This is a genomic window from Peribacillus sp. CSMR9, from assembly GCF_033141925.1.
GTDB lineage: Bacteria > Bacillota > Bacilli > Bacillales > DSM-1321 > Peribacillus > Peribacillus simplex_A.
In genome coordinates, this window is record NZ_JAOPHO010000029.1 from 19,588 (window position 1) to 35,292 (window position 15,705).

Here is a 15,705-nt window from a genome sequence, read left to right on the forward strand (position 1 = left end):
TTATTAGATTGGCACTAAAAGCATGTTCACACATCATCATGTTGAAACGACATAACCCCACTATACCCCATATAAAGGGATAACTGCCGAGAAACCTCCAGCAGTTTCGGCAAGGCGATTTTATCGATGAAATCTTCCTGATAAGCCGACTCTGTTGCAACGACATTCAAGGCTGCCAATACTTTTCCAGTCCGGTCAAAAATCGGAGCGGCAACAGATCGGATGCCAGGGTGGAATTCCCCGCTTGTCATCGAATAACCATTTTGCCGAATCGATTCCAACTGTTTTTGAAACTCACCCGGCGCGGTAAGTGTTTTGTCTGTATAAGGAGTGAGGTTTGAGATTTTGAACATTTGCATGAGCATTTCTTTTGGTTGATATGCCAAAAGTAATTTTCCATTGGCCAAAGCATGTGCTGGCAGCCGCAACCCTATGTTCACATTGACAGCAGATACCCCTCTGATCGGGGCACTGCCAACATAAACAACTTCCAATCCATCCAAAATGGACAGGTGGCAGGAGGCTCCGATTTCATCACGCAGGGTCTCCATATAAGGTTGGACTATTTCCTGGAATTTCAAACTATTCAAATAGCTGAAGCCCAATTCAAGAACCTTTGGTGTTAAACTATAACGTTTGGTATGCTCATCCTGAGACAGATAACCAATATTTTGTAAGGTGAATAATAAACGATATGGCACCGTTCGGCTTACTCCCAGTTGTTTTGCAATTTCTGAAAGAGACAAACTCGGCTGTAATTCATTAAAGAGCTTAATGATTTCCAACCCTCTTACCAATGAATTAGCACTATATTTCTCTTTATCTTTTTCTTCGCTTTCCATTCGAGTATTCCCCCCGTTGTATATCTCAATTCTCTAAGAGTTATAAACCATTTTATTAAGCTTTCTCACCTCAACTCTTACCTAGAAGGAACTTGCAGTATTTACAACTTTTACTGCAAATTAAGTTGATGTATATTTTTTTCATGCATACTTCAACTTTGCTCTACCTGTTGTCTCTGTAAAAAATCCGTAACATATTCATTGAACACCCCTGGATCTTCCTGATAACATAAATGGCCGGTATTCGGTACGATGGCAAATTCGGAATTAGGAATCAATTCATGAAAAATTCTCGATTCACTAACCGGTGTGACCTGATCCAGTTCACCGCATATGACCAAGGTCGGAACGGATATAGAAGAAAGGATTTCCATTTGGTTTAAATTTGATAAAGAGAAGGAAACAGACCGGTATCCAGCCGGGCGCACTTGCGACATGATGCGTTCTGCTTCCTTAACTAACTCAACAGAAGCATTTGGCGACATTAGCGCTTTGACCCTTTTCTTTGCCAGTTCACCCGGATTTAACGTATTGATGGAGTGCAATCTATTCTGAAGTTTCCGTTTATTTTCTTCCTGGCTAACACCAGCTGCCCCGCGAGTCGCATCAGATATAATCAGCGCCTCGACCATCTCGGGGAAACGGCTAGTAAAATCGAGTGCGATAGCCGAGCCCATCGAATGACCGAGCAGGTATACCGATTGCAAACCAAGACTCTCAAGGAATTCTTTCAATACATCTGCAAATTGAGAAAAATCTTGAAATTCCTCTTTTGGATCGGAACTTTCACCGTACCCTGGCGCATCCCAGGCAATTACCCTAAATTCTTCATTCATCTGACAGAGCTGTTTTCTCCATGACTGAGAATTATTTCCCAAACCATGCAGGATAACAAGCGCTTTGCCTTCTCCCGATTCCAGATAATGAATCGAGAATTCTTTTAATTGGCTAATTGGCATCCTTTTCAACCTCACAATCCTTTGAATAAATAATTTAAGTGTTTATTTGTCAATTAAAGCATAATTACACATTTAAAACTATTTGGGAGGCCTAACTTAATTGGCATATTATCGAAGACATATCGATCAACAAAATATATCCAAATATGCAGGTAAGAACAATTAAAGAATTTTAATCCATAAATATTTTCCATAATAAGTATTTCATATGCAAAACAATATAAGTGAATTATAGATTTTCCTGATTTTAAATTCAATATCAACAAGTCAGAATTTTTAATAATTTGATATTAATTACTTCTTTTGACACAAAAGATCAAATCCACTCCCCCTTTTAAGTCCTTAATAAAGGCCATTTAGCTCATTCCCTTGTATGATTCCCCTCACAACGCAAAAAGGAATGCCATTGTAGTTCGATTTTAAACATAAAAAAACACAATGGAAGAAGTTAAAAATGACAATATATTTATTTATTCTAAAAATATTAAATTATCAAAATATTAAATTGACAATCAATTCTATTTATTTTATCGTTAATAAAGTAAAACTTTGTTTTACTTACAAAACATTACCATTACTTATCTATCTCTCAGTATTTTAAAGAAAGGCGGGATGCAGCTCGTAAATGGGGAAATCGAAACTAGTGCCTATCTAAAGGAAAACCTTAGTCCACCTATTCTCAATGGTAAGTGTTTTTGCAATGCTAAAAAGCGACAAGGAGATGGTATTATGTTAAATGGGCAAAAAAGATGGTTGTATATTGCCGTTCCAATTTTTTTCTTTTGGTTTTTCGGACAAATTGATAAGGTTGGCATTTCCATCATTCAAACAGATCCAGAATTCTTGAATGCACTCGGAATGACAGGCGATGACAAAAATGCAAAGATCGGTCTTCTTTCCTTTGTATTCACCATAGCTTATGGAGTTTCAAATCTTTTTTGGGGCTTCATCATTGATAAATTAGGGGCCCGAAAAACAGCCATCGCCGGACTATTCGTATGGACACTTACCATGATTATGTCAGGCTTCGCAAATTCATATGAAATGTTTTTAATAAGCAGGGTCATTCTTGGTTTTGGCGAAGGGATGATGATTCCAGTTTCCGGAAAAATGATTTCTAACTGGTTTAATAAACGCGAATTGGGGAGGGCCCAGGCATCATGGCTTACCGGAAACTATTTAGGTCCGGCAACTGGAGCCATTGTTTTGGTGCTCGTGATATCTTTACTCCACTGGCAAGCAGCTTTCTTTATGCTTGCGGCCTTCAACTTATTTATTAATATCCCGATGTTCATCTTTATGACAAGGAATACACCAGAAGAGCACCCCCGTATAAGTAAGGATGAATTGGCCTTCATTCGCCAATCGGAAGATGAAGGGAAAGAAATTGCCCCTTCAGAGAAAAAGAGTTTCGCTCAGGATTATCGTTTCTGGATTGTATGGTTCGGTATGCTCGTATGCTCCTTCCTTTTTTTCGGAATCAGCATTTGGCTCCCTACCTATCTAATTGAAGCAAAAGGATTCGAAAAGGAAGGGATGTCGAGCATCACTTCGCTTTCCTGGCTATTTGCTTTAGGATTTGTCTTGGCCTGCGGCTTTCTGGCGGACAAAACCAGGCGTCCAAGTTTGATGGCCTCGATTCTATTTTCATTGACTGCTGTCTTTTTAACTGTTGCGGTCTTCATCCCCAACCCTATTATGGCCGGGCTATGTATGGGACTGGCAATGGGATGTCAAGGCGGTGTTTTCCATTTAAGTAATATGCTCATGATAAAATACTCAACACCCGAAACGGCAGGACGGGCTGCTGGTCTAATTGGATTCACGAATATAATGGGTGGCTTTTCAAGCTATATCATGGGGTGGCTTCGTGACTTGTCTGGCGGGGACTTCAGTACATCGATCGCCATGCTGATTTTTACAGCCATCTTAGGTTTCGGAGCGTATATATTCTCCATTAAAAGAGAAGCGGCAGAACTGCATTTATCATCTTTGCCTGCACAAAAGATCCAAGTATGAAGCGTAAGTTCCTTGAAATCATGACCTACATTTTGATGGACTTTATCCAACCCTTGAATTATCAAGGGTTTTTTCTTGAGCGGACTATGAGTCATGTACTATTATCCCTTCAATTACTCCCTTGTAGCTACTAGATAGTTCTTTTACTCTTGTCCCTCGGCATCTTTCCTTGTTCCTTGATCCAATCCTATTCTTCTGCGAATTCATGGATCTAATTTTTTCAAATATCCCAGAATCTTAATATGGCTGCCATCCACCATCCATCTTAAAAATAGCTTCACTTATTCCAACTTCCATTAGTAAGTGCATCATTCCTGGATCAATTGTTTGGATAGTCGACCTTCGGGTTCTTCCTGGTCTTCCACAACTGAAGCATAAAACCGTTTTATTTCCAAGAAAGTCCTGCTCAATACCACCGGCTTTATCATTTAGTCATCACTTAATAGAACAGATCGCGACCAAAAGGAGCACGCAGTAAAGTCATGCCCCGTTCTTAATTAGCATGGATCACTAGTTCAAACTTCTTAAAATGGCGGATAACTATTAAAGTGGACCCACCCTTTTCCTGGTTATTATTTTGAAGTACACTTGAAAACAATTCTGAGTGAACGAGCATATCCTATAATAAGCATTAAAGATTATATAACTTCATTTATGTAATCCTAATTATCTCTGTTATACAGCAAGAGTTGGAAAACAGCATTTTAAAAAAACGCTAAAACTAGATGAGGAGAGCATAATCTAAATTCACTCTGAATGTCTTGTCCTTTTTTTTGTATAAAAATGTCGATAGTTAAAATATTCAAAAAATGACAATCACTCGGTAACCCATGTTATATTGTTAATGATAAAAATACTTGTCAAGTAAGGTGAGTGCGTGAATATTGAAGTTTTAATACTCCATTATATTCAGGAAAAACGTCAAAAGCCCAATCATGCCAATGAATTATTGGATTATATTCAGAAGGAATATGTAAACGGGAAGCTGTCAATCTTTCAATATAGGAGTCTCTGTCAGGAATTATATCTTCGAGGAGCAAAACAAACATCTTCTGGATGAAAGGAACACTTCTGACACATAGATTTGAAATTTGTTTCTGCCCTGTTGCATCGACCTATCTTTAGGGACTAAGTCAGCTATTTTCACCCCTTTTCTTTACTAAGAAAGGCTATATCCCCATCCCATCCCGAATGTTTTCCATAAATAAAAGCCTCCGTAATATGTCACCCCAAGACATATTACGGAGGTAAAGACTACTTATTCTGCAATCACAGAATTTCCTTTGTTGACTATATGAATATATCCAAAATTAAAACCAAACCGAATGCCACGAAAGAAAGTAAGGTTTCCATGACTGTCCATGTTTTGAACGTTTCTTTTACGGTCAATCCCATATATTCTTTTACTAACCAGAAACCGGCGTCATTAACATGGGAAAACATAAGTGAGCCTGCCCCAGTTGCAATTACAAGTAATTCTAGATTTACACCCGTCATATTTGCAACCACCGGTGAAACAATTCCTGCTGCCGTGGTCAAAGCGACTGTTGCAGAACCTGTGGCAATCCGAATCAATCCGGCCACCAGGAATGCAAGGACGATTGGTGATAATGATATTTCTTCAGACATGGAAGCAATTGCGGTCCCTACGCCACTATCAATTAAAATTTGCTTGAACCCGCCACCCGCACCGATAATTAGTATTATTGAGGCTAATGGCAATAAACATTCTTCCGTTAACTTTTTAATTAGCGATTTATCCATTCCCTGTCTGTAGCCCAGGAAATAGTAAGCTGCAAAACAGGAGATTAATAGGGCGATCACCGGACTGCCGATAAACACCAAGAATTTTCCAACGGAACCCGGCAGCGGCAAATAAGGCGCCAATACAGTTAAAACCATCAACAATACAGGCAAAAGGATGATGAAGAACGAAACTCCAGTCCCTGGTAATCCACTTGACTTTGTTACCACCCGGATCAATTCCGGTTCACCAACGGGTATAACCCGCTTATGAATCCATTTTGCGAAAAGAGGTCCGGCAATTACAGCAGTCGGGAAAGCGATGATCAATGAGTACAGAAGTACGTGTCCCATGTTTGCATTATAGATCCCTATAGCTGTCATGGCTCCCGGATGCGGAGGTACCAGCCCATGTACAATCGATAAACCAGCAAGTACTGGAATACCTATTAACAAGATGTTCACTTTGGTTGATTTCCGAATGGAAATGACCAAAGGCAGCAATATTACTAAACCAACCTCGAAAAATACCGGAATGCCTATGATGAAACCTGATAAAAGCATGGCCCATGGCAGGTTCTTCACGCCGAATTTATTAATGAAAAAGTCAGCAACCTGCATACCGGCTCCAGAGTCGGACATCATCTTTCCTAAGATGGTCCCTAATGCCAATATTCCAATAAGGTGACCAAGGACCGCTCCGACACCCGTTTCATATGCTCCTACAATCTTGTCCATCGGCAGTCCAGAAAAAACCGCTAAAAATAAACTGGCCACAGTCAAACTTATGAATGCATGCCATTTCCACCATGATACCCCCAAAATAACAATTACGATTGCTATCAGCGTGATTCCTAATAAATATAGATCCATATGTTCTCCCCACCCTTAATGAAATCGCTTACAATCAACCCATACAATAAATAGGCTTATTGTACCGGCTCGTTATATGTCACAATGTAGTTCTGTTTAGCCGTGTTGTAATACCCTTCACTGTATTCCATTACATTTCCGTCCCCATCACTGGAAATCCGAATCCTTTTTAATACTGGGCTATTGTTTTCGATTTTCAGTGTTTCGCAAATGTGATCAGGTGCGATGGCAACAGCAAACTCATCTCTGAATGTTTCAAGTTTGACGTTTTGATTTTCCAAAAATCTGTACAAAGAATTGATTTGGACCTCTTTTATCTCTTCTTGGTTTAAATTAAGTGAAACATAATGTGTAAAGTAAATATAAGGTTCATTGTCCAATAAATATATTCGTTCGATTCTTGTGCAATGGTCACCAAATAAAGAATGCAACTTAGAGCCTGAAGAAAGATCAACATGACTTATGTTTAACACCTTTTTTAAAATGAAGTGCCCTTCCTCCACCAAAAGCTCTGTGAAACGCTTTCCTTTGGAAAGTTTGACAATCGAACCATTCGCTATGACCCTAGTGCCTTTGCCGCTTTTCTTTTCAACATACCCCTCTTGCACAAGTTCTTTGATTGCATTACGGACAGTGACCTTACTTACGTTAAATTCTTCTTCCAAAAGAGGCTCAGAGGGAATGTTTGTGTCGATGGCATAAACCCCATGTAAAATACGATCCTTCATTATTTCTTTTATCTGTAAATACATCGGTCCATTTTTTCTGTTCACATTCATTCCTAATCTCCTGCCTTTTATCTCTTAATATCTTCCATTTCACCTTCCATTGCCGAGAGTATCTCCCTTTCGGTTGCCAAAGGAGTATCTCCAACGACAGTACATGCCAGCATTCCTGAAACAGCCGCAAACCGAACTGTCTTTTCTGGGGGAAATCCCAGCAATTCGCCATGTAAGATTCCACTGGTGTAAGCATCGCCTGAACCTATTCTATCATATACGGAAAATGATAGGATATCGGAAAAGTAAAATGTTTCTTCTTTGTATATATACCCCCTCAACGTATGGCTATTATCACTGTTGATTGAACGATGTGTCCCTGCTATCGACTGAATATTGAATTTCTTTGCCGCCTCAGGGATCAACTCGATTAGCTGTTCTTCCCTTGTGGAGCCTTCAGACTTCATTCCTAAAATATATAGGGCGTCTTTCTCATTCATCATGACGATATCAGCCAAAAAAAGCATTTCTTCATAATGAGTCTTTGCGTCAGCATAACCTCCCTCCCATAAAGAGGGGCGGTAGTTACAATCGAAACAGACTGTACCGCCTTTTTCTTTGACTTTTCTAGCCAGCACCTTCATACTTTCCCGTACAGTTTCCGCCATTGCAAGCGTAATTCCGCAAAAATGGATGATATCCGTATTTTCCGAAATCATATCCATATCATAATCGGATAAGGAGGCTGTATTAAAACTGCTTTCCAGTCGATTGGAATATGTGACACGGCTAGCCCGCTGTCCAAAACCATTTTCCAAAAAATACATCCCCAAGTATTTTCCACCTCTAGAGATGAAGTCCCTTCCAATTCCTAAGCGTTGCAAAGATGAAATCGCGGAATCCCCAAGGGGGTTATCCGGTAACTTTGTCACAAGATACCCATCATGTCCTAGCTTTGTCATCGCAGAAGCAACGTTTACTCCCGTGCCTGAAAAGGAGTATTTCAGAGTGTTGGCCTGTGATAGCAATTCATGCCCTGGTACCTGCAAACGCATCATTACTTCCCCGAATGCCACAATCCTTTTAGGCATATTTTTCAACCAATTTTTTTGTTATGGCCAATAATTTCCGTACATCCTCCCCATTCGTTTTTCCAGTCTCTTCATCGATTATGGAAGAATATACATGTGGAATGACTTTAGGCACTTTTGCTTCTAATGCGATTTCTAGTATGGTCTCGAAATTATTTAAATCGATTCCACCTGTTGGTTCCAAAGCAAATCCCTCTTCACCACAAGCTTTTGCCACAGCACGATATTCATCTTCATGCTTCAGGCCTTTCATCGGGAAGTATTTCAAAGCATTTCCTCCCATATCGCGTACAAGCGCAATGGCAGCTTTGATAGGCACAATGGCAGTTTCACTTGCACCTGCACTTACTGGACCAGTGGAAATATTCACATAACCTACTTTCCCAGTTGGAGATACAAGTGAATTTATCCAGCTATCCTTCTCACCTAAATTGGCCCTTGTAGCACCAACAGCAGGAAAAACCTGGTTAATATGACTGCCTGGATAGTATTTTGCTATTTCTGCGACAACCGCTGCCTGTCTATTATCGCCCGCGCCCAATCCTATTGAAACGGCCTCATCAATGGCTTCCCCGTATTCTTTCATTGCTGTAACACCAGCTTCGACAGTTGGATAATCCTTTGAGAGTACACCAACCAATACATGGCCTTCCGCTGCTTCAAAGACTTCCACTGCATTTTCTACACTATTTGCAAGTACATTTAAGGCTACACGATCATTCAATAACCGTTTGTTTATGTTTGTCATCCTTGTTTTCCTCCTAATATGGTTCTTAATTGTGCTTCAATGACATGTATATCATCACCTTGCAATGGACGCGGGTCTATATCGAAAAAGCCTTGCCGTATCCCATAATCACGTGTGTAAATGGCGATTTCCCCATTTCTGAGCTGCTCGTTCACTTCCTTCGCCGTTGTTTCCGTTATTAAAGAATCAATGGAAATACGTGCTCTATATATGGCACGTCCGGCTTCATCCTGAACGATCGTTACTTTTACGCCATCAATTGAGTCAAGTGTTTTGAGAACTTGTAAACTAGCTTTCTCTTTTTCACTATTATCCTGTTTGACAAAATACTCATCCAATGCCTGAAGCAGCCCAAAGCTGGTTTCCTTACCGACCTTCATGCTCCTGCCGATGCAGTGCAATTGAACCTTTACCCATTCGATATACTTTTTTCTGCCCGCAACGATACCGGATGTGGGTCCTTCAATGGCTTTTGATCCACTATATATCGCCAAGTCGGAGAACTGTACATATTTTTCCAAATCCTCCTCCGCTGCTGCATCGACAATCAGAGGGATATTATTCATTTTGGCCACTTCCCATGCTTCTTCGACTGATATCATATTTTTCTGAACAGCATGATGCGATTTCACGTATAAAATGGCGGAAGTATTTTCATTTATGGCATCCGCAATATGTTCTGCGTTCCCTTCGTTTGCATACCCAACTTCAACCAATTTTCCGCCACCCAGGTAAATCATGGTTTCAACCGGTGCACCATACTGTACGTTATGACCTTTCAGCATGATGATTTCATTCTTTTGAATGAGATCTTGATGAAGCCTTTCGCTTTTCCTTCTATTTCCTTCAGTAACGATCGCCGCTACTGAAAGCGCAATTCCACTTGATGCTGAGTTTACGACGACAGCTGCTTCAGAATGAAGCAAATTCGCTATATGCTGGCCTGACTTATCGACTAAATCAGAAATCTCAACATAATTTTGCCCACCTTTTTTCATCGCATCCATCACTGTGTCAGTTGGGGCAGAAACCCCCAATATGCTCATTCTTCCGCTTGCATTGATGACTCTTTTCAAACCGTATTTAGCATTCAATGAATTCTCCATTTATAACCACTCCTTTAACGACAACTCTTTTTTCTGCCATCCGTTTTTCTCCTTCGGAATCAATTAAAAGGGTCGGCTCATTCTTGATCGAGAATAAGGTTAAGTTCGCAATATCCCCAGCTGAAATCCTGCCAAGCTCGGGTTTATGCAACCAAGCTGCTGCATTGACCGTAACGGCTTCTATTACTTCCTTTAATGGATAACCCAGATACAAAAATTTTGTAAGCACATTTGCCATATTAAAAACTGGCCCATTCTCTCTGTTTTTCCGATATATATCCGTACTGATCGTATTGAAGCGTATTCCCCGCTTTTTCGCCATTTCTGCAGTTTTAAAAGAAAAGCTTGCCGTTCCATGACCTACATCCAAATGGACACCACGTTCAATCGCCTTACTGAACTCAGGCAGCGGTTCTTCTCTTTCATCAAATAAATTATTCGCTTTACCATTTAAGAAATGTGTAATAATGTCCTTTTCCTCAAGTAATTCAAGGACTTCTTTAATATCAGGCGGCCCTGAACCGATATGGACCATTAATGGTAAACCAGTTTCAGCCGAGAACTTCCTAGCGACTTTTAATGGCTCGATACCATTTGGACCAACCACACTTTTACTTATTCTCGCTTTAAGTCCAACGACAAAATCCCCGTACTTGGAGATTGCATTCCTTAATTCCCCTTCGTCCAGCCATGAAATATCCGATAACTCATCAATCCTTTTCAAGCCAATCCGCGAAATATTCAGAAAGGCGAAAACATTTGTTTTGGAATTTTCATAGCTGTTAACGAGATCAGATATCCTATCTGCCCCCGTGCTTCCCGCATCAATGACCGTTGTTACACCAGTTTTATATCCAATCTCATCAACCTCATCACCATAAGGATCGAATTCCGGGAATGCATGTACATGCATATCAATCCATCCGCTGGAAACAAAAACTTTGTGATCATAATCTATTATTTCATCTCCAGATGCAGTTCCGGGCAAAGCGATTTCTTTAATCATCCCATTTTCCAGTATGATATCTGCTGCATTTCCGTCTAACATCTTTACATTTTTCAGAATTAAACTACCTGTCATTTCCCTCATCCTTTTCGGTACATCCTATCGATTGCAAGTAACTTTGTATAAGGTTGCTCAATTGTGAGAATTCATTTAATTTTCTTACAGAAATAGATTATCACATTTCCATGAACTAATCAATATAACGTTATAATGTTTAATTTCACTTTTTAAAAAAAATCATTCATTATTTATCCATTGCAAATCTACTTATATAGAGTGATCAATTAAGGGGATGCCCAATAAGTCCTTAAAATTAAAACGAATTGTTACAAAGTAAATGAATGCCCGCTATTTTTTTCTGAAGAAGATCTTATTTTCAATGCTGTCATTTTATAAACCCAAAAGAAACTCTCGAAAATTAATTGATTATTCTGATAATTAACTACCTAAAAGCAGTGAAGCTATACTGAAATTCACTGCTTTAATACGTATTTTTCAAAAAAGACCAAAATGAAAATTAATATAGTGCCTTTCTTTCTATATGTAATGGAACCTGTACATGCCAGGAAACTATATTTTATTCTCTATGCGAGATGTCACGTGTTCGGTCAGTTTTCCCACTATTTGTTTAAGCCGTTCCGTTTCCTCTTCATTTAAGACGCTATAAAAGTCACGAAAGATTTTGGCGAAACACTTATTGATGGAATGATAGGTTTCCCTTCCACTTTCGGTTGATTGGATAAAAACGACCCGCCGATCATCCTCACTGTGTACCCTCTCAATCAATTTCTTCCGTTCGAGCCGGTCAATTAGCGCAGTTCCTGCTGCAGGTTTGATCTTCAAATGATTCGAAACATATTTAACGGCCATGGATTCATTGAAGACTATTAATTGCAATGCCCGATACTGTACTGAGGTTAAATCATATTTAACCAATAACGGTTCCACCAATTCCTGTGAGAGACTGCTTAGTTCTTTGATTTCTATATGTAAATTGTACAATTCACCTGAATGCATGTTTGACAATCCTTTCTTATTGACAACTATCCATCTAAAACTATAACATAATTAACGTATCAAAAAATTAACCATACGAATTAAAATGGTTATTGATCAATAAAGAGAGAGAGAGGCTGTACATGTCAGCAGAGCAACGTAAAAAGATCATTATCCTAATGATCAATATGTTTATAGCAATAGGAAGTTTCGGTATCATCATTCCCATTTTACCAGCATACCTGGCCTCCATTAATCAAGGCGGTACCGCCGCTGGCCTAATGATTGCCATTTTCGCAGGTGCACAACTTATCTTTTCACCAATTGCCGGAAAATGGACAGACCAATTTGGGCGCAGAAAAATGATTATTTATGGGTTGGTCGGTTTGACATTATCCATGTTTATTTTTTATGCAGTCAATTCCATTTGGTTATTATATGCTTCGCGTATCATCGGCGGGATCGGTGCCGCATTGCTTATACCGGCAATATTTGCTTATGTAGCTGATATCACCACATTTGATCAGCGCGCTAAGGGCAATAGTTTAGTATCTGCCGCCATGTCCCTAGGTATTGTAGTCGGTCCGGGAATTGGAGGATTTCTAGCTGACTTTGGCTTGAAGTTTCCCTTTTTGATTTCCGCGCTTGTATCCCTGTCAGCAGTGGTATTTTCCATTTTTGTTTTAAAAGAAAGCGAAACGGCACAAGTTACTCAACCCATGGATGCAAAATCTGAAACGATGGTTCGGAAGATTGCCCTATCCGTGAAAATGCCCTATTTCATCCCACTCATCATTACACTTGTAATGAGCTTTGGTTTAATGGCATATGAGTCTGTAATTGGGCTTTATCTTGATAATCAATTCAATTCAAGTCCTAAGGACATCGCCGTAATGGTTACAGCCACAGGTATCGTCAGTGTAATTGTACAATTGTTTGTCGTCGACCGGATTGTACGCCGTTTTGGGGAAGTGAATGTGCTGAATATCTTTATCAGTGTTGCAGCCATCGGTTTCCTCCTATCACTTTTTGCTTCAAGTTACCTGATTTTCTTTTTAATCTCACTTATCATCTTCCTTTCCACCTCCATCTTACGTCCAGTTCTTAACACACTGATTTCCAAGATGGCAGGAAATGAGCAGGGCTTTGCAATGGGTATGAATAATGCGTATATGAGCATCGGAAATGTGCTCGGACCCACACTTGCCGGAATGATGTATGATGTGCACATTACCTATCCGTTCATGTTGGGCCTTTTCCTCTTATTCATCACTTTGATGATCACTATGGCTTGGCAAAAGCGATCTCTTCATGCAAAGGCATTATCCTAGACCTGAAGAAGGTACTATCAATTTTATTCATTTAACAAAAACCCCGAGTAGCTGCCGCTATTCGGGGTTTTCGTTATGATTTTTATATCCTTAATAAATATTCACGAGTATTTGCTTCGAATTCACGAGTAAATGCACGAATCTCACGAGTATTTGCTCCAATTTCACGAGTAAATGCACGAATCTCACGAGTAACGCTTCAATCTCTTCAAGTATTTGCTCCAATTTCGTGCGTAAACAGCTCAAAATCTTCTGGAAAGCTCGAATTCACGAGTATATGCGATATATATAGGTTTGATTTCCCTAATAAACCAGGAAATAAGGCATTTGACCATAATAAAAAGCGGCCTTTTTCCGCTTGGAAGGGAATTAGGCCGCTTATCATTCCGTTCTTCTCATTTCATATTGTTATAAGGGGCAAATGGATTTCATCTAATAAAAACCGCTTTCTTCCCCTTACTGCTTTCGAAAGCCGCATCAATGATTTTAATGACCGATAGCCCCTCCTGAGCAGTGACTGGAGCTTTTTTCCCGTTCAATATACTATCGGCAACTGCCTGGTAATACGTTAAATAAGAACCATGCAGAGTTTCAATGGTTTCATGTGTCTCATTTTCACCTTCAACGGTAACCAGCTTGCCATAAAACTCAGGATCATCTGAACCCCAAGAGCCATCCAACGGTTTTTTCCCCTCACTCAACGCCGCCTCTTGGCAATCAAGACCGTTCTTGATAAATGATCCTTTACTTCCATGCACTTGAAACCGCGGTCCATTAACCGGTACGATCGAGCCTGAATGCAATATCACTCTCAGCTTTTCATATCCTAATATCACATGGAAATAATCATCCGTTTGGGCATTCTCTTTTTGCGAAAATACATCTGCCCAAACGAATTGCGGCAACCCAAACAAATACAAGGCTTGATCGATCAGATGTGATCCTAAATCAAATAGCATACCTGTTCCTGGCCCTGATTTTTCCCTCCATCTATCCCTGACCACCGGCCTGAATCGATCATAATGGACCTGGTATGTATTGATTTCCCCAAGCACTCCATCATCAATAAGTTTTTTAACCGTCAAAAAGTCATTATCCCATCTCCGGTTATGATAGACGCTTAATAGCAGATTCTTTTCCACGCCAATCTTAATGAGCTCCTCTGCCTCCCAAGCTTCCACTACCATCGGCTTTTCCAGGATGACATGCTTCCCGGCTAACAAGCTTTGCTTGGCCATTTCATAATGTAAACCACTCGGTGTCGTAATAACAGCCAAATCGATGGACGCATCTTCAAGAATATCCTCTAAGCTGCTTACCACCTCCACATCCTTCAAATCTTTTTGGACTTTTTCCTTTTTGGAGCTGACTACTTTCGTTATTTGAAATTCCCCTAAAACACTTAGTAATGGCGCATGAAATGTAGCCCCTGACAATCCATACCCAACTATACCGACTTTAATTTTTCTCATTCGTTCCCTCTCGCTTTCTTGTTCCTCTGATACAATCATAAAACTGATTTTATGCTTTATTTTTCATCATTTGTCCGGATATGTTTCTCTCAAAAACTTTACAGACTGATTAATCAATTCTTTCAAAACATTAATTTCGATATCTGCCACTTTATTGATGTATACACATCCTTTTCCGGTGGTGTGTTTTCCAAATGCCTGTAACAATTCTACCCTTCTTTTGTCGCCCGGAGTAAAATATAGACTGATTTTTGCTTTACGAGGTGAAAAGCCAACTAGAGGGGCATCACCTTCGTGACCAGATTCATATTTATAATGATAGGTACCGAAACCAATGATGCTCGGTCCCCACATCTTTGCCTCAAAACCTGTCGTTTCGGTAAAAATATCTAATAATTTATATGCGTCTTCACGTTTTTTTAGATTATCGACTTTCTCAATGAACTCAGTGACACTGCTGTCAGTTTCTTTGGTTTTTGGTTTATACATGACCGGAACCTCTCCTATACTAGTAAAAATTCAAAAGATTTCCTTTGCCAAAAACTTAATACCCTAGACGATCGTGTTTTTAGCGGTGACGTGTATGTATGCAGCTAAAACATTAATTTTCGATGAAATCCTAACCATTCAATTGCATGAGGGACGATCTTCATTACTAATTCTCCAAGCCTCATGGCAAATCCTTTAATACAATACCCCTAATATATTATAGAACATCGATTCGTTTTATTCTAATTTAAGGGCAAAGTGTATAAAGGTATATTTACTATATTAGGAATCGATTAAATGAAAATCGATTT

The 15,705-nt window shown here is 39.6% G+C and carries 14 protein-coding genes; 3 read left to right on the forward strand and 11 right to left on the reverse strand.

The window, feature by feature from the left end:
• Positions 1-26 precede the first annotated feature (26 nt).
• Positions 27-842 carry an IclR family transcriptional regulator gene (locus tag N9I19_RS14195; RefSeq protein WP_089364494.1) on the reverse strand — a complete coding sequence of 272 codons (816 nt, stop codon included), beginning with the start codon at positions 840-842 and terminating at the stop codon, positions 27-29.
• A gap of 152 nt (positions 843-994) precedes the next feature.
• On the reverse strand, positions 995-1,801 hold the full coding sequence (locus N9I19_RS14200; protein ID WP_317778151.1) for an alpha/beta fold hydrolase: 807 nt from the start codon (positions 1,799-1,801) through the stop codon (positions 995-997).
• Positions 1,802-2,530: 729 nt separating this feature from the next.
• Here N9I19_RS14200 and N9I19_RS14205 point away from each other — a divergent pair.
• Both N9I19_RS14205 and yppF read left to right on the forward strand, forming a co-directional pair.
• Positions 2,531-3,820 (forward strand): MFS transporter, encoded by a 1,290-nt coding sequence (locus N9I19_RS14205; protein WP_317778152.1) that lies wholly within the window; start codon positions 2,531-2,533, stop codon positions 3,818-3,820.
• A gap of 877 nt (positions 3,821-4,697) precedes the next feature.
• Entirely contained in the window at positions 4,698-4,880 is a 183-nt protein-coding gene (gene yppF / locus N9I19_RS14210; protein WP_061463025.1) for a YppF family protein, read from the forward strand.
• Positions 4,881-5,110: 230 nt separating this feature from the next.
• Here yppF and N9I19_RS14215 read toward each other — a convergent pair whose 3' ends face one another.
• The 7 genes from N9I19_RS14215 to N9I19_RS14245 form a co-directional block, all read right to left on the reverse strand.
• The gene (locus N9I19_RS14215) at positions 5,111-6,436 is read right to left on the reverse strand and encodes a GntT/GntP/DsdX family permease (RefSeq protein WP_317778153.1); all 1,326 of its coding nucleotides are present in this window, start codon (positions 6,434-6,436) and stop codon (positions 5,111-5,113) included.
• Positions 6,437-6,492: 56 nt separating this feature from the next.
• Positions 6,493-7,215 carry a GntR family transcriptional regulator gene (locus N9I19_RS14220; protein ID WP_089364489.1) on the reverse strand — a complete coding sequence of 241 codons (723 nt, stop codon included), beginning with the start codon at positions 7,213-7,215 and terminating at the stop codon, positions 6,493-6,495.
• Between the two features lie 17 nt (positions 7,216-7,232).
• On the reverse strand, positions 7,233-8,246 hold the full coding sequence (locus N9I19_RS14225) for a sugar kinase (protein ID WP_317778154.1): 1,014 nt from the start codon (positions 8,244-8,246) through the stop codon (positions 7,233-7,235).
• Positions 8,239-8,994, reverse strand: a complete 756-nt coding sequence (gene dagF / locus N9I19_RS14230) for a 2-dehydro-3-deoxy-phosphogluconate aldolase (protein ID WP_061463022.1) — start codon at positions 8,992-8,994, stop codon at positions 8,239-8,241. The genes N9I19_RS14225 and dagF overlap by 8 nt, the downstream gene beginning before the upstream one ends.
• Entirely contained in the window at positions 8,991-10,100 is a 1,110-nt protein-coding gene (locus tag N9I19_RS14235; RefSeq protein ID WP_317778155.1) for a DgaE family pyridoxal phosphate-dependent ammonia lyase, read from the reverse strand. The genes dagF and N9I19_RS14235 overlap by 4 nt, the downstream gene beginning before the upstream one ends.
• Positions 10,078-11,181 carry an amidohydrolase/deacetylase family metallohydrolase gene (locus tag N9I19_RS14240; RefSeq protein ID WP_317778156.1) on the reverse strand — a complete coding sequence of 368 codons (1,104 nt, stop codon included), beginning with the start codon at positions 11,179-11,181 and terminating at the stop codon, positions 10,078-10,080. Before N9I19_RS14240 ends, N9I19_RS14235 begins: the two co-directional genes overlap by 23 nt.
• A 495-nt stretch (positions 11,182-11,676) precedes the next feature.
• Positions 11,677-12,123, reverse strand: coding sequence for a MarR family winged helix-turn-helix transcriptional regulator (locus N9I19_RS14245; RefSeq protein ID WP_061463020.1), 447 nt, complete (start codon positions 12,121-12,123; stop codon positions 11,677-11,679).
• A gap of 122 nt (positions 12,124-12,245) precedes the next feature.
• Here N9I19_RS14245 and N9I19_RS14250 point away from each other — a divergent pair, with 122 nt between their 5' ends.
• Positions 12,246-13,433 (forward strand): MFS transporter, encoded by a 1,188-nt coding sequence (locus N9I19_RS14250; RefSeq protein WP_089364485.1) that lies wholly within the window; start codon positions 12,246-12,248, stop codon positions 13,431-13,433.
• 428 nt (positions 13,434-13,861) lie between these two features.
• Here the strand turns inward: N9I19_RS14250 and N9I19_RS14255 are convergent, their stop codons facing one another.
• Together N9I19_RS14255 and N9I19_RS14260 are read right to left on the reverse strand one after the other, a co-directional pair.
• Positions 13,862-14,905: an oxidoreductase gene (locus N9I19_RS14255; RefSeq protein WP_317778157.1), complete on the reverse strand. Its 1,044-nt coding sequence runs from the start codon at positions 14,903-14,905 to the stop codon at positions 13,862-13,864.
• 66 nt (positions 14,906-14,971) lie between these two features.
• Positions 14,972-15,394 (reverse strand): DUF1801 domain-containing protein, encoded by a 423-nt coding sequence (locus N9I19_RS14260; protein ID WP_061462999.1) that lies wholly within the window; start codon positions 15,392-15,394, stop codon positions 14,972-14,974.
• Positions 15,395-15,705: the final 311 nt, after the last annotated feature.

Coding starts and splice junctions, on each gene's coding strand:
- N9I19_RS14255 (WP_317778157.1), bottom strand. CDS start 14,905: ATGAGAAAAATTAAAGTCGGTATAGTTGGGTATGGATTGTCAGGGGCT.
- N9I19_RS14260 (WP_061462999.1), bottom strand. CDS start 15,394: ATGTATAAACCAAAAACCAAAGAAACTGACAGCAGTGTCACTGAGTTC.
- N9I19_RS14205 (WP_317778152.1), top strand. CDS start 2,531: ATGTTAAATGGGCAAAAAAGATGGTTGTATATTGCCGTTCCAATTTTT.
- N9I19_RS14220 (WP_089364489.1), bottom strand. CDS start 7,215: ATGAATGTGAACAGAAAAAATGGACCGATGTATTTACAGATAAAAGAA.
- dagF (WP_061463022.1), bottom strand. CDS start 8,994: ATGACAAACATAAACAAACGGTTATTGAATGATCGTGTAGCCTTAAAT.
- N9I19_RS14225 (WP_317778154.1), bottom strand. CDS start 8,246: ATGCCTAAAAGGATTGTGGCATTCGGGGAAGTAATGATGCGTTTGCAG.
- N9I19_RS14250 (WP_089364485.1), top strand. CDS start 12,246: ATGTCAGCAGAGCAACGTAAAAAGATCATTATCCTAATGATCAATATG.
- N9I19_RS14200 (WP_317778151.1), bottom strand. CDS start 1,801: ATGCCAATTAGCCAATTAAAAGAATTCTCGATTCATTATCTGGAATCG.
- N9I19_RS14195 (WP_089364494.1), bottom strand. CDS start 842: ATGGAAAGCGAAGAAAAAGATAAAGAGAAATATAGTGCTAATTCATTG.
- N9I19_RS14215 (WP_317778153.1), bottom strand. CDS start 6,436: ATGGATCTATATTTATTAGGAATCACGCTGATAGCAATCGTAATTGTT.
- N9I19_RS14235 (WP_317778155.1), bottom strand. CDS start 10,100: ATGGAGAATTCATTGAATGCTAAATACGGTTTGAAAAGAGTCATCAAT.
- N9I19_RS14240 (WP_317778156.1), bottom strand. CDS start 11,181: ATGACAGGTAGTTTAATTCTGAAAAATGTAAAGATGTTAGACGGAAAT.
- N9I19_RS14245 (WP_061463020.1), bottom strand. CDS start 12,123: ATGCATTCAGGTGAATTGTACAATTTACATATAGAAATCAAAGAACTA.